The organism is Comamonas sp. JNW, assembly GCF_003105075.1.
GTDB lineage: Bacteria > Pseudomonadota > Gammaproteobacteria > Burkholderiales > Burkholderiaceae_C > Comamonas > Comamonas squillarum.
In genome coordinates, this window is sequence record NZ_QETI01000007.1 from 159,024 (window position 1) to 179,253 (window position 20,230).

Annotated in this window: 10 protein-coding genes and 1 pseudogene; 10 read left to right on the top strand and 1 reads right to left on the bottom strand. The window is 57.4% G+C overall.

The features are described 5' to 3' along the window. The 6 genes from DCO45_RS12365 (at position 1) to DCO45_RS22715 (ending at position 15,930) form a co-directional block, all read left to right on the top strand. Positions 1–4,407, top strand: coding sequence for a hypothetical protein (locus DCO45_RS12365; protein ID WP_133248146.1), 4,407 nt, complete (start codon positions 1–3; stop codon positions 4,405–4,407). A 109-nt stretch (positions 4,408–4,516) separates the two neighbouring features. Then, the gene (locus tag DCO45_RS12370) at positions 4,517–8,689 is read left to right on the top strand and encodes an Ig-like domain-containing protein (RefSeq protein WP_165841191.1); all 4,173 of its coding nucleotides are present in this window, start codon (positions 4,517–4,519) and stop codon (positions 8,687–8,689) included. 811 nt (positions 8,690–9,500) lie between these two features. Further along, on the top strand, positions 9,501–13,205 hold the full coding sequence (locus DCO45_RS23240) for an RHS repeat-associated core domain-containing protein (RefSeq protein ID WP_279324815.1): 3,705 nt from the start codon (positions 9,501–9,503) through the stop codon (positions 13,203–13,205). Continuing rightward, positions 13,205–13,720, top strand: coding sequence for a hypothetical protein (locus DCO45_RS22705; RefSeq protein WP_133248148.1), 516 nt, complete (start codon positions 13,205–13,207; stop codon positions 13,718–13,720). Before DCO45_RS23240 ends, DCO45_RS22705 begins: the two co-directional genes overlap by 1 nt. A 145-nt stretch (positions 13,721–13,865) precedes the next feature. Then, entirely contained in the window at positions 13,866–14,186 is a 321-nt protein-coding gene (locus tag DCO45_RS22710) for a hypothetical protein (RefSeq protein ID WP_165841192.1), read from the top strand. Positions 14,187–15,615: 1,429 nt separating this feature from the next. Beyond that, positions 15,616–15,930, top strand: a complete 315-nt coding sequence (locus DCO45_RS22715) for a hypothetical protein (RefSeq protein WP_133248150.1) — start codon at positions 15,616–15,618, stop codon at positions 15,928–15,930. Positions 15,931–16,046: 116 nt separating this feature from the next. On the opposite strand, the pseudogene DCO45_RS12385 reads toward DCO45_RS22715, so the two are convergent. Next, positions 16,047–16,467: pseudogene (locus DCO45_RS12385) on the bottom strand (transposase); the annotation flags it as partial. A 138-nt stretch (positions 16,468–16,605) separates the two neighbouring features. Between DCO45_RS12385 and DCO45_RS12390 the strand changes: the two are divergent. From DCO45_RS12390 to DCO45_RS12405, 4 genes are read left to right on the top strand one after another with little or no spacing between them, the layout of a single operon-like run. Continuing rightward, entirely contained in the window at positions 16,606–17,418 is an 813-nt protein-coding gene (locus DCO45_RS12390) for a MetQ/NlpA family ABC transporter substrate-binding protein (RefSeq protein WP_116926129.1), read from the top strand. Positions 17,419–17,458: 40 nt separating this feature from the next. After that, complete coding sequence (locus DCO45_RS12395; RefSeq protein WP_116926130.1) at positions 17,459–18,277, top strand: MetQ/NlpA family ABC transporter substrate-binding protein; 819 nt, start codon at positions 17,459–17,461, stop codon at positions 18,275–18,277. 23 nt (positions 18,278–18,300) lie between these two features. Then, entirely contained in the window at positions 18,301–19,491 is a 1,191-nt protein-coding gene (locus DCO45_RS12400) for an ATP-binding cassette domain-containing protein (RefSeq protein ID WP_116926131.1), read from the top strand. After that, positions 19,481–20,143 carry a methionine ABC transporter permease gene (locus DCO45_RS12405; protein ID WP_021026291.1) on the top strand — a complete coding sequence of 221 codons (663 nt, stop codon included), beginning with the start codon at positions 19,481–19,483 and terminating at the stop codon, positions 20,141–20,143. The genes DCO45_RS12400 and DCO45_RS12405 overlap by 11 nt, the downstream gene beginning before the upstream one ends. Positions 20,144–20,230: the final 87 nt, after the last annotated feature.

Consider the following 20,230-nt stretch of genomic DNA (forward strand, 5'->3'; position numbering starts at 1 on the left):
ATGTACCAACAACAATCACCATCTTCGCTGCACCAAGCTACAGCATGGGCACGCAAGGCCTGGCAGGGCTTGCAGATGCTGGGCCTTTGGCTGATGCTGCTCTGTGCGGCCCAGTCGGCTTTGGCACAAACGCCAGTGACGGGCGTGATCACCAGCAACACAACATTGCGTGCAGCGCAGTCGCCCTATCTGTTCCAGGGCGATGTGATTGTGGATAACAACGCTACCTTGAGTATTGAGCCCGGTGTCACCATCCAGATGGCAGCGGCGGCCAGCTTTACTTTGAAGCGGGGTGCGCTCCAGGCCGTGGGCACTCCCAGCTTGCCCATCAAAATCACCTCGGCATCTGCAACGCCCGCCGCCGGTGACTGGCGGCAATGGCGCTTCACCGCAGGCACCAACCAGGCGCTGACGCAGCTGGGCCATGTCGTCATCGAATACGGCAGCGGCGTGGCGATTGAATCGGCTTCCCCCGTTATCAACAACACCGCCATCAACCACCACAGTGGCCCTGCGATCAGCATGGACCTGGCTTCGTCACCGGTGGGTACGGGCAACACCGCCAATGGCAACTCGCTCAATGCAATCTCTGTGCCCTCAGGCACCATTCGCACGCAGGTGGTCTGGGGCATCGTCGGTATCCCTTACCTGGTGCAGCAAGGCCTGGTGCATATCGGCCAGGCACCTTTGGCGCTGGAGCCAGCCAAACTCAAGCTCAGTCCCGGTGTGGTGGCCATGCTACGGGTGTCGCTCAATGCCCCAGCCCCCGCAGGCGGCACGCTGATCGATGTCAGCAGCAGCGTTCCTTCGGTCGCCTCAGCCGTTACCCGCGTCACTGTGCCTGAGGGGCAAACCAGCGCCGATCTGGAGGTGCAGGCCAGCAGCCTGGGCACCACCAAGATCACGGCCAGCCACGCGAGCTTGGGCATGGCGGAAACCGACATTGAAGTGGTCAGCCTGCCTTCTCTCGGTTTGGCCCCTGCCAGTCCCACAGTCGGGGTCAACCGCAACTATCCGATGACCTTGTCGCTGCCTGCGCCTGCTGCAAGCAATGTGACGGTGCGGTTGGACAACGCGGACACGGCGGTGCTTTCGGCCTCCAGCAGCTTGGTAGTGCCTGCCGGACAACAGAGCGTGAATTTTGAAGTGACGGGATTGGTCGACGGTACCAGCCGTTTGACCGCGCAGGCAGACGGCTACGCCAGTGCACTGGCCACCGTCGCCGTACGAGGCAAGGCCCTGGTATTGCCATCCAGCGTAGTGGTAGCGCCTGCAGGCAGCACCAACGTGACTGTGGAGGTTACTGAGCCAGCTCCTGCAGGCGGCTTGACCGTTAGCTTGGCTGTCGCGCAAAGCAGTCTGGCCCAAGCCCCTGCCACCGTGCTCATCCCTGCGGGTCAAAGCCGGGTGAGCTTCAGCATCAATGGCAAGGCCTTGGGTGCTACCACCTTGACTGCAACCGCCACTGGCTACCAGTCCGGCCAGACCAGCGTGAATGTGGACGCCATCAGTCTTAACACTGATCCTGCTGCAGATCTGGTGATGAATGAAGAGCTCAGCCGAACGGTTCGTGTGCAGTTGAGCAAGGCGGCGCCTCAGGGCGGGATTACTGTTTCTGTCGTTAGCCAGAATCCTGCGGTTGCTGCTGTGAGTCCGGCGGAGGTGTTTGTGCCTACGGGGCAGATTTATGCGACGGTACCGGTCACTGTGAATGCTTTGACCAAGGGTAAGACCGCGATAGATATTACGGCGCCTGGGTTGATTCGCAAGGTGCTGAATGTGGAGGTAAGGGAGAAGTTTGGCTTGCACGTACGTCGCTACAGTGGCGTGTTCAAGGTGGTTGTGGGTAAAGGGCTGTATACCCATCCCAACGAGGTATATGTGGAGCGCTTGATCAATGGCGTGGTCAGCAGTGGTGCAGATGCGGTGGTAGTTAATCTGCGGTGCGTGGCCGCAGAAGTGTGCTCTACGTCGGAGACGGTGACTATTCCAGCAGGGCAAAGCCGTGCATATTTTTATGTGACAGGACTGGATGCAGGCTCGACACATATCGAGGCAACTGCACAAGGAGCGACCGCAGCCACACCGATTCCGACGGATGTCATTGTCCCCACAGTGGTGTTTAACAGTCTAGATGGGAGCCGGACGACAGCCAGCGTGAGGGACGACTTCTCGATTACTTTCAGTGTGCCAGGAGCTTATTGGCCTAATAGCCAAGTTGCGGCCAACGCATTGCAGGTCAATGTCGCAGCGAAGGAGCAGAGCCCAGCAGGGGTCGTCAATGGCATCTACGACAACAGCAACAATTTGATTACACAGTTGTTGATACCCAAGGACAGCTCTACGTCTCGCACTGGCTATGTGGCCCAGCCAGCGGCTGCGGGAACCTATAGGGTAGAAGCCGAAGTAGTAGGCATAACGACCGCTCAGTCTGCGGTGCAAACGGTCACGGCTGCCGCACAAGGCTTGCAGGTGCGCCGCTACAGCAATGCGTCCAAGGTGGTTGTGGGCAAGGGGCTGTATACCCATCCGAACGAGGTATACGTCGAGCGCTTGATCAATGGCGCGGTCAGTAGTGGTGCAGATGCGGTGGTAGTTAATCTGCGTTGCGTGGCCGCAGAAGTGTGCTCTACGTCGGAGACGGTGACTATTCCAGCAGGGCAAAGCCGTGCATATTTTTATGTGACAGGACTGGATGCAGGCTCGACACATATCGAGGCAACTGCACAAGGAGCGACCGCAGCCACACCGATTCCGACGGATGTCATTGTCCCCACAGTGGTGTTTAACAGTCTAGATGGGAGCCGGACGACAGCCAGCGTGAGGGACGGCTTCTCGATTACTTTCAGTGTGCCAGGAGCTTATTGGCCTAATAGCCAAGTTGCGGCCAATGCATTGCAGGTCAATGTCGCAGCGAAGGAGCAGAGCCCAGCAGGGGTAGTCAATGGCATCTACGACAACAGCAACAATTTGATTACACAGTTGTTGATACCCAAGGAAAGCTCTACGTCTCGCACTGGCTATGTGGCCCAGCCAGCGGCTGCGGGAACCTACAGGGTAGAAGCCGAAGTAGTAGGCATAACGACTGCTCAGTCTGCGGTGCAAACGGTCACGGCTGCCGCGCAAGGCTTGCAGGTACGTCGTTACAGCAATGTGTCCAAGGTGGTTGTGGGTAAGGGGCTGTATACATATACCAGCGAGGTGTATGTAGAGCGCTTGATCAATGGTGTGGTCAGTGGCGGTGCGGATGCGGTGGTAGTCAATCTGAGTTGCGTTGCGTCGGAAGTTTGTTCGACGCCGCAGACGGTAACCATTCCTGCTGGTCAAAGTCGTGCATATTTCTTTGTTACTGGGCTAGAGGTGGGATCGACATATATCGAGGCAACTGCGCAAGGAGCGACCGCAGCCATACCGACTCCTATCGATGTCGTTGTCCCCACAGTGGTGTTTAACAGTTTAGATGGAAGCCGTACGACATCTAGTGTGAGAGATGACTTCTCAATTACCTTCAGTGTGCCAGGAGCTTATTGGCCTAATAGCCAAGTTGCGGCCAACGCATTGCAGGTCAATGTCGCAGCGAAGGAGCAGAGCCCAGCAGGGGTCGTCAATGGCATCTACGACAACAGTAACAATTTGATTACACAGTTGTTGATACCCAAGGACAGCACTACGTCTCGCACTGGCTATGTGGCCCAGCCAGCGGCTGCGGGAACCTACAGGGTAGAAGCCGAAGTAGTAGGCATAACGACTGCTCAGTCTGCGGTGCAAACGGTCACGGCTGCCGCGCAAGGCTTGCAGGTACGTCGTTACAGCAATGTGTCCAAGGTGGTTGTGGGTAAGGGGCTGTATACATATACCAGCGAGGTGTATGTAGAGCGCTTGATCAATGGTGTGGTCAGTGGCGGTGCGGATGCGGTGGTGGTCAATCTGCGTTGCGTTGCGTCGGAAGTTTGTTCGACGCCGCAGACGGTAACCATTCCTGCTGGTCAAAGTCGTGCATATTTCTTTGTTACTGGGCTAGATACGGGGTCTACCCAGATTGAAGCTAGCGCTGCTGGATTCACTTCTGGCGTGGTCACGACAGAAACTATTACTCCGCTTTTATTATTGAACGGTGCCCCTAGTGCGCTACGCGTAGGTCAAACGTATACGAATATATATGTAGCTGCGCAAGTAAACGGGGCCTATTGGCCCAATAGCCAGTACCCAGCCGTCAATCTGTCCGTCACCTTTACCAGCTCTATTCCGTCGATAGGCACTGTGACGAACACCGCTACCTGGGCCAAAGAGGCAGGCTCCTCCGCCCGCCCCACCTTCACCGCCATATCTCCAGGCACCACCCAAATCACAGCCAGCAGCCCCGGCTTTGTGCCGGCCACCAGCGGCGTGATCACCGTCAACCCATAAGAAGGAGAAGACCATGCAACTCTCCCATATCACTTCGTTATTCTCCCGACAAGCGTGGGCCTCCATATGCCGCAGGGCGGGCACGGCGGGCAAAAGGCATAGCCAAACCATGGCGGCGGTAGTTCTGGCAGGCACCGGGTTGGCAGGCGGTGCCGTCGCACTGGCGGCAGGCAATGCCAAGCTCAGCATTGCCGACGGTGTTGTCGTTAAATTTGGCGAGGGCGCTGGCATCAATGTGCGCGATCAGTTGCAGACTGGCTCCAACGTCCTATTCACCAGCCAGTTCGATGACAGCGCCATTGCGGCCACCAACCCAGAGCCTGGCACTGCACAAGCAGGTGATTGGCTGGGCGTGCTGGTCGAGGCAGGTGTGCCTGCGGCTGGCCTCAAACTCGATGGCTTGCAGATTCGGTATGCCGGTGGCACAGCAGGTTTGCCCAGCTATATGAACGGGGGCGCTGGCCTGGTCGTGCATGGCGGTGCCTATAGCTTCAACCGTTTGCAGCTCAGCCACAATGCCGTGGGTATTCGGGTGATAGGCAGTGGTAGTCCCAGCATCAGCGCATCACGCATCACCCATAACGAGGTGGGTCTGTTGGCCGAGCAAGGTGCAACGCCTGCCATCGCTGAATCCGATATTTCGGCCAATACCCAGTTTGGGGTGCGTAACACCCAGCCCGCTGCCGTGGTGCAAGCGCGCGGCAACTGGTGGGGGCATGCCAGCGGCCCCAAAGATGCGGTGGGCAATCCGGCAGGCCAAGGCAATGCTGTCAGTACCGGTGTGGACTACGGCAGCTACCTGAGCGCAGAGCCGGTGCTGGCCTGCACGATGGCGCCCACCCAGGGCTATGTCACCCGAGTTCGCAATGTTGAGCTGGTCTTGGAGTGCCCACAGGCAGCGCAGTACCGTATTCAGGAATCCGACCAGTTTGGCGAGGCACTGCCTTGGCAGACCATGGCAAGCCATCCGAACAAGGTGATCTACACCGTATCAAGCGGCGGTGGCGACAAGATGCTGTATGTGCAGTTCCGCACGGCGCAGAACAAGACCAACCAGTTCTCGCTCAGCCAGCCCATTGCCTATGCACCTGAAGGCCCGGTGGTGCAGTTCAGCCAACCTGCAGCAAACGCGGTGCTGGAGCAAGACACGACCATCGCAGTAACAGCCAGCGACGCTGATGGCCTGCGGGATGTGGAAATCTTGGTGAACGACAAGCGCCTGGCCCTGCTTAGCGCCGCGCCGTACCAAGTGCAATGGTCCTTGGTGGGCGTGCCCAATGGCAACTACACCCTCAAAGCCAAGGCTACCAATACGGCTGGCTTGAGCAATACCGCTACCCGCACCGTCCAACTACAAAAGCAAGGCGGCAACGGCCCAGCCATAACGGCCAGCTTTGCCGGCCAAGCGCTGCAAGCCAATGCCACCATCACCCAGCCGGGCACGTTGGCGGTTGGCGCAGAAAGTGCCGTGGGTGTCACCAGCCTCAAGGCGGCCGTCAACGGCGTGCAGATTTTTGAGCGCAGCTATGGCCGGGCCAGTCCGGTCAGCCACAGCCAGATGGTGGACTTTGCCCAGCTACCCAATGGCAACCATAGCTTCAGCATCACCGCGACCGATGCCGATGGCATTGCGGCGGTGCTGGATATTCCTTTCAGCCTCAATCTGAGTGCCCCTGCCGCTCCGGTCATCACCCAGCCAGCAACGGGTGCAACCGTGGCCGTGCCGCAGCTGAATGTAGCGGGCACGGCAATGCCGGGCTCGCAGCTGCAGCTGTTCTTGAATGGGCAGACATCGGGTTCGCCGGTGACCGTGGGCGCCAATGGCAGCTTTGCGGTCAGCATCAGTTTGCCGGCCGAAGGCGTGCACCAGATGGAGGCGACTGCCAGCAACACGCGCGGCACCAGCCCCAAGAGCGCAACGGTCACCGTGACCTATGCCAGCGCGCCACCCAGCATCAGCTTTGTGGCGCCTGCGCCCAATGCGGTGTTGTCCAGCGCGGCTACCATCACCGCCGTGGCCTCTGCCCCAGCGGGCATTGCCAAGGTAGATATTTACGCCAACGATGTGTTGCTGGCATCGCCTACCCAAGCGCCTTACAGCGCGCAGTGGGCTGCCAACGCGGCAGCCGATGGCAGCTATACCTTGAAGGCCGTGGCCATCTCAGCCGCAGGCAAGACCGCGCAGGCCACCCGTGTGGTGACGGTGCAAAACGCCCCCGTTGTGCCGGAGGTGCCCAAGACGCCTTACACCGGCACGGTGGCCAATATCAGCCCTGCGCTGTCTTATGGGGCGCAAAGCATTGTCATCACCGGCGCTGCCGTCACCCGCGATACCGCGCAGGCGATCCCGAATGCTGCGCTGCGCATCGTGCTGGATATCGCAGGCTTCAAACGCCGCATCAATATCGCAACCGATGCGAGCGGCAATTACCGCTATGAGTTTGTGCCCGCGGCCAATGACAACGGCACCTATGTCGTCTCGGTGGTCCATCCCGATGAAACCGTAACCGCTGAGCAAGGGCGCTTCACGATCAACCGTCTGAGCTTTAACCTCTCCAGCTACAACCTGACGGCGGCGCGCGATTTTGCGAGCAACATCACCATCCAGGCGCGTGCCAGTGCTGGCACGGGCGTGGAGGGGGTGCGCTGGGCCGTCGTGCCCGCCAACCAGCCCAGCGGCAGCCTGCCACCGGGCATCAGTGTGGATGCAGGCCCGCCCGTCAATATTGCGGCTGGTGCCTCCGTGCCCATGGTCATCAAGTTCACCGGCAGCGCTGCCGCAGGTGAGTCGGGCACGGTCGTCCTCACCGCCTTTGCAGCCGATTCAGGCGATACGCCGCGCGGCACATTCAGCATCAACTACAAGCTGGTGCAGGCCCGGCCAGATCTGTTTGCCAAGCCCACGTTTATCGAAACCGGCGTGCAGCAAGAGAGCTCCGTTACCGAGAGCGTAGTTATCGGCAACCGCGGTTTGGTGGCTGCGCAGAATGTGCAGGTCAAGCTGGTAGACAACAGCGGCAACCCGCCGCCTGCCTGGGTGTTCCTGGCCAGCGGCAACCAGATCGGTGCCATCGATGTGGGCGGCGAAGTGCCCATCCAGGTAACGGCCAGCCCAGACAAGAGCGTGGCCGATGGCATCTACAACTACCGGCTGATCGTCACCGCAGGCAACAGCGGCGATGGCGTCATTCCGGTATCGGTGGCCGTGACCCAAAGCGGGCAGGGCGGCGTGAGCTTCCAGATCACCGATCTGTTTACCGGAACCCTGGGCGCGGACAACCAGCCGATCAAGGGTGTGGCCGGCGCACGCATCCGCCTGCAAAACGATGCCGTGCTCACCTATCTGCGCACGCTCACCACCGATGCGGAAGGTAAGGCTGTCGTGACGGACCTGCCACCAGGCACCTACACCTACCGTGCCAGCGGCCCGCGCCACTCTGACAAGACCGGCCGCATCTTTGTGCGCCCGGGCATTACCACCACAGAGCGGGTGCACCTGCAGTACCAAACCATCAGCATTGATTTCAGCGTCACGGAAACCACCATTCCCGATGTCTACGACATCACCCTGGAAGCGACTTTCCAGACCCAGGTGCCTGCACCCGTGGTGCTGCTGGAGCCGCTGTCCATCAACCTGCCCGAGCTGCAAATTGGCGAGGAGCACACCGGCGAGCTGACCTTGACCAACTACGGCCTGATCCAGGCAGAGGAGGTCGTCTTCAAACCGCCCCAGTCCGATGAGTACTACCGCTACGAGTTCTTGGCGGACATCCCCAAGGTGCTGGCAGCCAAGCAGCGTGTGGTCATCCCCTACCGGGTGACCGCCGTCAAGCTGCACCCCAAGGGCATTGGCTTTACCAATGCCAAGGCGGGCGACTTTACCGCTGTGCAACGCGCGTTGGCCAACACCTTCAGCAGCAAGGCATCGAGCTGCTCGTCATACAGCGTATGGGCCACGGCTGAGTGCTCGTTTGAATGCGTGAACGGCGAGCGAGAGAACCGGGTGGTGTTCTCCCAATACAGCCGCTTGGTCGGCACCGGTACATCTTGCACCGGCGGAGGTGGAGGTGGAGGTGGAGGTGGCGGAGGCTGGGGCGGCGGAGGTGGCGGCTGGGGCGGTGGTTCTGGTGGAGGAACCGGCACCCAACTGCCGCTGGCGCCACAGTGCACGCCCCATTGCCGGGGTGAGTGCTGCGCAGGTGCCGGTTCAGGCCCCGGCGGTGGTGGCGGGGGCGGAGGAGGCGGTGGTGGATCTGGCCCTGCTGGCCCTGGCAGTAGCTAAGCCTTCAGCCCCTGAACAACCCAATCAAAAAACACTGGCCATCAAGCCTTGCTGCCGCACAAAGCCGCAGCAAGGCCAGGCATCAGCCCATGCCAGGCCAAGCAATATGAGGGAACGAGATATGACAATGACAAAGAAAAACACAGCGGGATTAGCGACTGCTGCGGCAAAGCCTGCAGCACTCACCAATGCAAATGGGGGCGCCCCCGCAAAGCACATATTGCGCACCAGCCTGCTGGTGTCCGCTTTGGGGTTGGCCAGCCTCGCCTCCGCCCAAGGCATCTCAGGCATCGGCGCCTTCGTCCCCAACACCGAGTTGGGCTTCACCCCAGTCGCCAAAGCCGGCGAGCCACGCATCAACTGGATCAATGGCGAGTACCAAGAGAGCAACATCGACCTGAGCGTCAAAGTGCTGGGCGGCAGCTTGGACATTGCCCGCTCCTGGAGCCAGGGACGCTGGTGGCTCAACCCCGCCTGGGCGCCGCTCAGCTTTGAGCTCGATCCGCTGGGCAGCGATGCCAAGGTTATCGAGCGGGTAGGAGTGCTCTACGAGCGCAGCGGCCAAAGCGATCTGTACATGGCCAAGAGCAAAGGCAACGCCCCCGTTTACATCAAACGGCTCAAAGATGCTGCCGGCCAACACACCGGCTGGCAGTGGTACGACCGCTTTGGCAACACCATCCACTACAGCGCAGACGGCGTCATCCAAAGCTATGCCAACGCCAGCGGCGTCAAAGTCAGCTTCGCCTACGACAGCGCCACCAGCGCCCGCATCCTGGACCACGGGGGCAAAACCATCTACACCGTCACCATGGCAGGGGGCCTGATCACAAGAATAGAAGACCTGGCTGGGCGCAGCGTCAGCTACCAATGGGCAGGCCAGCGCCTGGCCCAGGTCACCGACGTCATGGGCCACGCCTGGAAATACGAGTACGACGCCAACGGCCAGATCACCAGCCGCACCGACCCGCTGGGCCTCAAGATCAGCGCCCAGTACATCCAAAGCATCCCCGCGCCCGAGCCCATGCTGAGCCTGGGCAAAAAGGGCGTCACCATCGACCCGACAGGCACCAGCGGCACCACGCAAAAGCTCGCCAACCTCTGGGGCGGCGGGCGCGTCGGCCAGTTTGATGGGCAAAGCGGCTGCGCATCCACGGGCGCCAACAACTACCTGCGCGAGCGCCGGGTGTTCGAAGTTACCTACACCGACTGCAGAGGCAACGCCACCGTCACCCAGTACGACCTGCAAGGCAATGAGCTCAGTCGCACCTTCAACGGCAAAAAGACCGCCTCTAACCAATGGGATGGCGCTTACAGCCAGAAATACACCAATGCCCGGGGCTACAGCACCACCACGACCTACGACAGCAACTACCAACCGCTGCAAATCACCCATCCCGATGGCAGCGTGGAGAAGTACACGTATGAGCCCGTGTTTGGACGGCAGAGCAGCTACACCAACCAGTTGGGGGTTGTGAGTACCTGGCGCTATGACAGCAAAGGCAATGTCATCGAATGGGTGGAGGCCAAAGGCCTACCTGAGCAGCGCACCACCCTCTACACCTACGACCCCTACAGCCAGCTCACCAGCAGCACAAAGGGCGCGGGCGATGCGACCAAGGCGGATGCGATTACCCAAAGCTGGCAGTACGACAGTGCGGGCAACGTGACCGCCCAAACCGATGGGGAGGGGCACACGAGAACGATGGCGTATGACTTGCGCGGGGCCCCCACCAGCAAGACCGATGCACTGAACCGCACAACCAGCCTGGAGGTGGATGCCGCTGGCAATGTGACCAAGGCCTCCAATCCATTGGGCCACGCTACCCAAATCCGCTATGACGCGAGAGGCAGGCGCACCCATGTCATCAGCCCCATGGGCAACACCCAGGTCACCCGCTACGACCAGCGGGGCCGAGTGATTGAAATCCTGGCACCAGGCGAGACCGAAGGCGCGGGCCGCAGAACCGCCTATGACAGCAATGGCTGGCCTATCCAGTCGATCAGCCCAAGCGGCCTGGTCACAGAAACCACCTATGACGCGAGAGGCCGCATTCAGGCCACCAAGGACCCTGCAGGCAACACCACCAGCTACGAATACGGGGCAGATGATACCGAGCAGGCAGGGCTGCTGATAGCCACCCAGTACCCCACCTACAAAGAGACCTACCGGTATGACCAACAGGGTAGGCTAACGGCGACCACCCAGCACCTGGGTGGCGGAGAGAGTCGCACACAAAGCCAAACCTATGATGTGCTGGGCCAGCGTGTAGCGAGCACCGATCCTGCAGGCAAGACCACGCTGGTTGAGTACGATGCACTGGGCAGAAAGATCAAGGGCACGGACCCCGCAGGGCAATCCACCCAACAAAGCTGGAATGCCTTTGACCAGCTTGTCAGCTTGAGTGATGCCAAGAGCAACACCCACAGATTTGAATATGACAAGTCAGGGCAGCAAATCAAGGAAACCCGCCCCATGGGTGGAGCCATTGCCTACCGCTACGACGCTGCCCACCAACTGGTCTTGCGCACTGATGCCGGTGGCAATACTCGCAGCTACCGCTACGATGCGGCTGGCCGCATGACGCAAGCGCAACACCAGCTTGGCGGCACCACGCTCGATGAAAAAACCAGCTACCAGTACGACAACGATGGGCGCCTTGCTGCCTACGAACAGCAAGATGGCAACGGCCAACTTATCAGCAGCGCCAGTTACAGCCACGATGCCCAAGGACGCACGGCACAAAGCCAAACTACGTATGGAAAAGTAGATGAATCTGGAAACTTCAGCTTCACCACAGGCCAAAGCTTTAACAGCGACGGCCAACTGGCAAGCCACACCTATCCGGACGGCAGCACCCAAACCTATAGCTACACCCAGGGGCAACTCGCCCACATCACGCTACCCAACAGCAGCGAGATCCGCTACCAAAACTACCAGTGGAATATGCCCACGGTCATTCAAACCCCAGGAGCAACCAAATCCTCGGTACTGGATGCCCTGCAACGTCCCACCAGCATCCAAGTCAAGAACGGCAGCAACCAGGTTCTCGCCAGCAAGGCCTACCAATACGACAAGGCTGGCAATATCACCCAGATCGACAGCGACCTGGGCACCACCCAATACGGCTATGACAACCTGGACCGCCTCACCCAGGCAATCCCCGACCAAAGCCTGCAGGGCCTGGGCCTGCCCAGCGAACACTATGGCTATGACGCCGTAGGCAATCGCACCAGTAGCGCGCACCAGCCGGGAGCCTGGGGCTACAACGCCGACAACCAAATGGTCCGCTATCCCCAAAAAGAGCCGTTTAGCCAAAAGCCAGCAGTAGACACCCAGGTGAGCTACACCCCGCAGGGCCATACCCAACAGGAAACGAGTGGGCAGGACAACAAGACCTACCGCTACAACGCGGCCGAGCGGCTGATCACCTACGAGAGCACTGACGGCACGCAAGCGCAGTACCGCTACGACCCATTCGGCCGCAGAATCAGCAAGAGCGTGACCAAAGACGCGGCCACGCAAGTGACCTACTTCATCTACAGCGAGCAGGCGCTCATCGGGGAGTTGGATAAGGATGGCAAGCTGCAGCGAGCCTATGGGTTCAATCCTATTGCGGGTCAGCAGGGGTTGTGGAGTACAGACCCGGTTTGGCAGGCAGAGGTTGTTAATAGTGATTTAGCTAGTTCCCAAACCGGCTATCACTATCTGCATACGGATCATCTGGGTACGCCTGATATAGCGACAGATAAGGCAGGCACGGTTACGTGGAAAAAGATCAATGACGCGTTTGGAACCACTCAAACTGTGGAAAGTATCGCGCAAGTCAATCTCCGATTCCCTGGGCAATATTTTGATGATGAAAGCGGTGTTAATAACAATTACTTTAGAGAATACAACGCAATCATTGGTCGATATATAGAATCTGATCCACTCGGATTAATTAGTGGAGTCAATCTATACTCTTACTCAGTAAATAATTCGTTAGTCAATTATGATGCATACGGCCTTGAATCAAATCAACAATGTGTGGCGGCATGTACTGCTGTGGGGGGCGTGGTTGGAGGGCTTGCAGGACGAGCTGTGGGGGGGGCGGTAGGCGGCTTAGTTGGAGGTGTAGGGGGGACAGTTATTGCTGGTCCGGGTGGAGGTGTTGCGGGCGGCGCAAGTGGTGCAGTAGTAGGAGGGAATGCAGGAGGAAATGCTGGTGCAGCAGGGGGTGCTGCAGCCGGTTATGCATTAGGGAAGGCGCTTTGCCCAGATAAATGTGATCCTCCTGAAGGGACCATTTGCTCGGAATTTCATGCCGATGGAACTCCGCATAGCTCTTCGGATATGGAGGGTAATAATGTAGGTCCTACAATACCACATTGGCATACTTGGCAAATGAATAAAGGTCCGAAGGGTTGTATTTGGAATAAAAGAAAACATTGGAAATCTACATTTAATCATGAGCCTGCGGGAGTGCTTCCCTGCAGCGCCTACCCTAGCTGGAATAATCAAGGAGGACGATAATGGATTATGTGTGTATTGGATTTGATATTCGAATGTGGCCGAGTGAAAGAGAGCAAAGTTCCGAGTGCTCTATTTGGGGTCAGAATGATGAGGTCATCAATATAATCAAGGAGAAATATGATATTTTTGAAAATTTATATCAGCTGTTTGATTTAATAAATCCTTCTGTTTTTCAGTCTATTTGTGATGAGGTTGTGGGTATTCAGGAGTGTAAAGTGATATTAATGCTGATTCCTAAGTCTGTAGCCTTATTGAATCTAGAGAAATTCGGTTATCCTCTTTATGAAAATTTTGATTTTGGAAATTTCTATGAGCTCGGATTGGATGTTAGCGACATAAATGGATTTTATTCTGCGCTTCAAAATCCAGTGATTAAAAGCTTCAGAGGAACAAATGAGTTGTTTTCCCGCGCCGAGCCGCTTGAGGTTCTTGAGGTGTTGCAGCTTGCTGGATTCTCTGATGGAGGGCATAGTCCATATTGCGTAACAAAAATAATGGCTCTAAAAGATAAGTGATAGGCGTTGGAGGTGAGTTTAAGTGATTTGCATTATTTGCATATTAATAGCAAATATAAAATCATTGGGTTTTTGAATATAAATAATTATGCCATTAACCTTGTTGCATAAGTCAGTCGCATTGGTTATGATCTATGGATTTTTTATGCATGCCTCAGCTTCTTATCCTCCTGCCATTAGTTTTTCCGATGTGGTTTGCACTTCGGATGAAGTTGCGTTAGTGCATGTGCATCGAAAAGTTCCTGAGGAAATTGCAGACTCTGTATATAACTTCACCGTAGTTGAAAATATAGTAGGCAACTTTTCAAAATATTCAATGAAGCTAAATGTAAAAAATGCTAATAACCCAGTTCCCACCGAAAGTCATTATGTTGTTTTCTTGAGGAGGGTTGGTGTAGAATATTTCTTCTCTTATGGCTACTTAGGTATGTTTAACGTCTTGAATGTCAAAAGTATGTTTTTGTAAAAATAAATTTGACCAAGAGGTGTATGATTTTTCTAGGTTTTATGAGAAGGTGAAAGCCGCTAAGCTTTTGTGTCCACAACCTGCTCGGTGACAAATTGGGAGTTTGCTATTTCGTAGTGATGGTGAAATAAATAAATGAGGACAATCAAGATAGCAGAGGGACTGAATGAGCGCTTATTTCGAATTGACATTTTTCAAACGGCTTCAAGTAGTCGGCGTGCTGCATACAAGGTCTGTTAATTATTTTTGAACGATTGTTTGAGGTGATGTCCTTGTGGATGGACTTCGGCTGGGAAAGGGTCTTGCTGACCATTGCTTTCTGGTTTATTAGTCCCACCCCACCTCACCAACGCGTTTGAAGTAGGCCTTTCCCCTCTCCAACAGAGACCGCAGCAGAAATCCAGCACTGATCGCAGCGAGACCGCGTTAGAACCACCGCAAGGCGTTCCATTGGCGGCACAAGGCACAACATTCGATGAAAAACCAGCTGCCAATACGACAAGGACGGGCGCCTTGCTGCTTACGAACAGCAAGATGACAACGACCAACTTGTCAGCAGCGCCAGCCACAGCCACGATGTCCAAGGGTGGGCGGCTCAAAGCCTAGGGCTGGATCTTAGTTTGGCAGTAGGAATGGGGCAAAGTGCAGTAGTTTCGGTCGTTGAGGAGAAATGCGGTGAGTGTGAATGATGAGCTAACATTATTCCAGCGTCTTCAAGTAATTAGTGTTTTGCACGCGTGCATACTAATGATTTTGTTTTTATTGGAGATTTTTTTCGATATTCCACTCATAGATTGGTGGTTTGATTCGGATGTTGTAAAAATAGTAATAGCTATTATTCTTTGGTTAATTGATCCAAAGATTGTTGAATTCTTGAATCTGAAGGTGTAATTGGTCGGCCATAGGTTATTCAAATCCGAGGGCTGATAGAAGAATGGACTGAGCCGGTGGGTGCTTCACACTTCGCGTCTTTTGGCGTCATGTAATCGGGTATGTATCAGTCCAAGTAGTGTCAGCTTGATCAGCCCTCGGACAGGCCCGTTGGTTGGCGCAGGCTCAGTCCAAACAAACACTTCAAGGTCTAGCAGAACTGGAGCGCAGCATCGCTGAGCACAGGGGCGCCTGTGGTCGACCACGTACAGGAGCTTGCCATTGGAGTTCGGCATAGAGCCAGACCGATCCCCGGTGCTTGAGCATCTCGTTGTACTCAGAGTCACTAACACCCCATGACACCGAAGATTTACGGTTAAGGCTAGGCGTTAAGCAGCTCGACGCGATTGGTATGATTTTAGTAAAACCAATAGAGGTTTGTTGGCGGAAACTTAACGGCATTGGATGGAATTTCTTTCCAAATGGGATCGTTTGTAAAGTATTATTGAATAAAATAAGAAATTTCTTATCAAGATACTTCTAGATTTAGGAAAGGCACATGCTGTCAAAAGAATTAAAAAATGGGATTATTTTCTCCGCATTGATTTCGTTAATGACATGTATTATTTTGTTTTCATTTGATGAGCAAGTTGCGCGAGTTGATTGCTTGTACCAAGGAAGTGGCGCCGCTAGTGAAATTGCAGAATCTAGCATCAGAAGTCTTTTGGAAATCGAGGAAAAACAACCTATCAATTATATTAAAAGCGAATCTAAAGAGGGCGGGGTTGATTATTATTTCTCCATTGCGGAAAAGGCTTTTAAAGCAAATGTTGTTGACGAAAAGTGTGTTATGGAAATCGAGCGAGTAAATTGATTTAAATTTAAAGAGATTATTGCTTATCCCTGAGATGATCCGCGCGGCGCTGTTGCATAAATAGGCCATAGGCCGAGGCACTCCCAATCCCAAATGGATTTAAGCAGCAGCGACCGTCGGGGCGTACCCAGCGCGGTAAATTGATTGAGGATTGACTCTCGGATATTGAACTCGGCTACCGGACGGTCAAATGTCCTGGCCATCACCTTCTCGCCAAGACGCTTGAGCATTCATCTCGGTTTCTACCAGAGACCTTCGTTGGTAGCTGCTCCATCTTTGCCACATAGCCCGCCCCAACTTCCTACACGCCTTGACCGCTTCATTGCGGTGAGTAAACGCCAGCCCTTTGCGCAGCGTCGCTCCTTTGCGTGGCGGGAAGATTGGAATGGCTTCCCGCAGTTAGAAAGCCTTATGTAAATCCAGCGTGTCGTACGCTTTATCGCCGGTAAAGCTAGCTATCTCTTTATTGCTTGGGTTGACTTAGCAGGTCAGCTGCCATGGGCGAGTCGCCCCTTCATTGGTTGTGACTGCGAGCGATAGACACCCCAACACAGACTTCTCATATCCATATTTGAAATTCTTCGTGGTGCAAAGCCAGCCCGAAAGCTCCAATGGAGGCTTCGTTGCTGCTGCCGCCATGTGATGGCGCAGTCTTTACCTCCAGAAAGACGTCCCATGTTTCAGAGTTTCAAGCGTGTGCTGATCTCCGCTGCCATTGCTGTGGCGGTGCTGCCGGCTGTGGCGGCAGACAAGCTCAAGATCGCTGTCGTGCCCGGTGCCTATGCCGATTCCATCAATGCGGCGGCCAAGGATGCCAAGGCCCAGGGGATCGAGGTGGAGGTGATCGAGTTCACCGACTGGACCACACCGAACGTGGCGGTCAACAACGGCGATATCGATATCAACTACTTCCAGCACCAGCCGTTTCTGGACAACGCGGTGAAGAAGAACGGCTACGCGCTGGCCAGCGCCGGCACCGGCATTCTGGCGAATGTGGGCCTGTATTCGCTCAAGCACAAGAACGTGGCCGATGTGCCCAACAACGGCAAGGTGGGCATTGCCAGTGATCCGGTCAACCAGGGCCGGGGCCTGTTGCTGCTGCAAAAGGTGGGGCTGATCACGCTCAAGCCGGGTGTCGGTTATCTGGGCTCCATCAACGACATTGCCAGCAACCCCAAGTCGCTGCGCTTTGTCGAGGTCGAAGGGCCGCAGCTGGTGCGCATCACCGGTGATGTCGATATCGCCCAGGGCTACCCGCACTTCATCGTGGCAGCCAAAGCCTTTGATCCATCAAGCGGCCTGGCGTACTCGGGCATCGAGGACCAACAGTTCGCCATTCAGTTCGTGGTCAAGAAGGACCGGGTCAACGACCCGGTGGTGCAGAAGTTCATCCGCATCTACCAGAACTCCGAGACCGTGCGCACGGTCAGCAAAAAGTCTTTCAGCAATGACGACCGGCTCTACACGCTGGCCTGGCTGAAGAAGTAAGCCGCGTACCAAGACCTTTCATCAAGCAAGCGAGAAAAACATGACGAACAAGATCAACAGACGCGTGGTGGCTGCAATTGCAGCAGCGGCCATGCTGGGAGGGTGGCAACTGGCGCAGGCAGCGGACAAGATCCGCATCGCCTCCACGCCGGGGGCCACGGCCGACGCCATCAAGGCGGTGGTTGCCGACGCCAAGAGCCAGGGCCTGGATGTGGAGCTGGTCGAGTTCACCGACTGGACGGTGCCCAACGAGGCCGTCAACAACGGCGATGTGGACCTGAACTTCTTCCAGCACCAGGCCTTTTTGAACAATGTCATCAAGGAGCGCGGCTACCAGCTCAAGTTTGTGGGCTTGGGCCTGCTGCAGAACATCGGTATCTACTCCGAGCGCCATCAATCGCTGGCCGATGTGCCGGCCAAGGCCAAGGTGGCGATTGCCAATGACCCGGTCAACCAGGGCCGGGGCCTGGCACTGCTGCAAAAGGCCGGGCTGATCCGCCTGCGCACCGGTGATGCACCCGGCGCCACGGTGGCCGATATCACCGACAACCCCAAACAGCTGCGCTTTTATGAAGTCGAAGGCCCGCAGCTGATCCGCTCGCTGCCCGATGTGGACCTGGCCGTGCTCTGGCCGAGCTACTTTGTCAGCGCCGGCAAGAAGGAGCAGGCCAGCAAGGCCCTGGCCTATTCGGGCATTGCCGACCGTTTCTATGCGATGGGCTTTGTCTCGCAGGCCAGCCGCGCCGACGACCCCAAGCTGCGCAAATTTGTCCAAGTGTTCCAGAACTCTGCGGCAGTCAAGCAGGCGATCAGCCAGCAGTTCAACAACGACCCCAAGCTCTACACCTTGCCCTGGTAAGGGCAGGACACCAGGAGAAGCACATGGCCCTTTCCGCCGTATCCAACGTATTGCGCAGGCAGTTCCGCGCCGAGGCCGAGCCGGCCGCCGAGGGCCGTGCTGCGCGCGCCAGCGCAGCGGTACCAACCGCCGCAAGCGGCCAGGCGCCGGTAGCCGCCGCCCCCTTGGGCACCGTGGTATTCCGCGATCTGGGCAAGGTCTACCGCTCATCGGCGGGTGAGGTGCCTGCGCTGCAGAACATCACCTTGGACATTGCTGCGGGCAGCATCTTCGGCATCATCGGGCGCAGCGGCGCGGGCAAGTCCAGCCTGCTGCGCACCATCAACCGGCTGGAAGCGCCCAGCAGCGGCCAGGTGCTGGTCGATGGTGTCGATATTGGCACCTTGGATGAAGCGGGCCTGGTGCAACTGCGCCGCCGCGTCGGCATGATTTTTCAGCACTTCAACCTGCTGTCGGCCAAGACGGTGTTTGAGAACGTGGCGCTGCCGCTCAAGGTCGCAGGTGTGCCGGCTGCGCAGATCCAGCAGCGCGTGACCGAGTTGCTCGACCTGGTGGGCCTGCAGGACAAGCACAAGACCTACCCCAGCCGTCTCTCGGGCGGGCAAAAGCAGCGCGTGGGCATTGCCCGGGCGCTGGCCACCCGGCCCGAGATTCTGCTGTGCGACGAGGCCACCTCGGCGCTGGACCCGGAAACCACGCAGGCCATTCTTGCGCTGCTGCGCGATATCAACCGCCGCCTGGGCATCACGGTGATCCTGATCACCCATGAGATGAGCGTGATCCGCGAGATTGCCGACCAGGTGCTGGTGCTGGAGAAGGGCGAGATTGCCGAGCTGGGCGACGTCTGGCAGGTGTTTGGCAACCCGCGCCATGCCGCCACCCAGGCCCTGCTGGCACCGCTGCGCCACGGCGTGCCCGATGACCTGCAGCAGCGCCTGCAGCCGCAAGCGCCCGGCACCGGCCGCTTTGAGCAAGTACTGCAGCTGGGCTACAGCGGCCATGACGGGCTGGAGCCGGACTTTCCCCGCATTGCCGAGGCACTGGGCGCCAAGGTGCGCCTGCTGCACGGCGGTGTGGATCGCATCCAGGGCCATGCCCAGGGCCAGCTCATCATCGCCATCGATGGTGCCGCCGCCCGCAACGACTGGGCCGCGCTGACGCAAGGCCCTGCCACCATCGCACATGAAATCAGGGTACTGGGCTATGTTGTTTGAACTGAGTATTTCCATCGACCGTTACTGGAAGGCGCTGGCCGACACCTTCATCATGGTGTCCACCTCGGCCGGTATCGCGCTGCTGGCGGGCATTCCGCTGGCCATCTTGCTGATCGTGACGGCACCTGGTGGCTTTCTCGAATCGCCCCGCACCAACCGCGCCGTCGGCAGCGTCGTCAACGGCTTCCGGGCCACGCCCTTTATCGTGCTGCTGGTCGCGTTGATTCCGTTCACCCGTCTGGTCACCGGCACGACGATTGGCGTCTGGGCGGCGATTGTGCCGCTGGCCATCAGTGCCACGCCGTTCTTTGCGCGCATTGCCGAGGTCAGTCTGCGTGAGGTCGATCCCGGCCTGATCGAGGCGGCACAGGCGATTGGCTGCAAGAAGTGGGACATCGTGCGCCATGTCTACCTGCCAGAAGCGCTGCCCGGCATCATCGGCGGCTTCACCATCACCCTGGTGGCGCTGATCAGCTCGTCGGCCATGGCCGGCGCGGTGGGGGCCGGTGGCCTGGGCGACCTGGCGATCCGCTACGGCTACCAGCGCTTTGATACGCAGGTGATGCTGATCGTGATCGCGGTGCTGATTGCGCTGGTCACCATCGTGCAGACCGCTGGCGACCGCGTGGCGCACTGGTTGCGCAGCCGCTGACCGTCCGCGTTATCGCGGCCCACCACGGCGCAGTGCCGTGGTCTGCAGGCCAGGGCGTGTCTCTGGACTGTCTCTCTCCGAACCCCT

Coding starts and splice junctions, on each gene's coding strand:
- DCO45_RS12365 (WP_133248146.1), top strand. CDS start 1: ATGTACCAACAACAATCACCATCTTCGCTGCACCAAGCTACAGCATGG.
- DCO45_RS12370 (WP_165841191.1), top strand. CDS start 4,517: ATGGCGGCGGTAGTTCTGGCAGGCACCGGGTTGGCAGGCGGTGCCGTC.
- DCO45_RS23240 (WP_279324815.1), top strand. CDS start 9,501: ATGGCAGGGGGCCTGATCACAAGAATAGAAGACCTGGCTGGGCGCAGC.
- DCO45_RS22705 (WP_133248148.1), top strand. CDS start 13,205: ATGGATTATGTGTGTATTGGATTTGATATTCGAATGTGGCCGAGTGAA.
- DCO45_RS22710 (WP_165841192.1), top strand. CDS start 13,866: ATGCATGCCTCAGCTTCTTATCCTCCTGCCATTAGTTTTTCCGATGTG.
- DCO45_RS22715 (WP_133248150.1), top strand. CDS start 15,616: ATGCTGTCAAAAGAATTAAAAAATGGGATTATTTTCTCCGCATTGATT.
- DCO45_RS12390 (WP_116926129.1), top strand. CDS start 16,606: ATGTTTCAGAGTTTCAAGCGTGTGCTGATCTCCGCTGCCATTGCTGTG.
- DCO45_RS12395 (WP_116926130.1), top strand. CDS start 17,459: ATGACGAACAAGATCAACAGACGCGTGGTGGCTGCAATTGCAGCAGCG.
- DCO45_RS12400 (WP_116926131.1), top strand. CDS start 18,301: ATGGCCCTTTCCGCCGTATCCAACGTATTGCGCAGGCAGTTCCGCGCC.
- DCO45_RS12405 (WP_021026291.1), top strand. CDS start 19,481: ATGTTGTTTGAACTGAGTATTTCCATCGACCGTTACTGGAAGGCGCTG.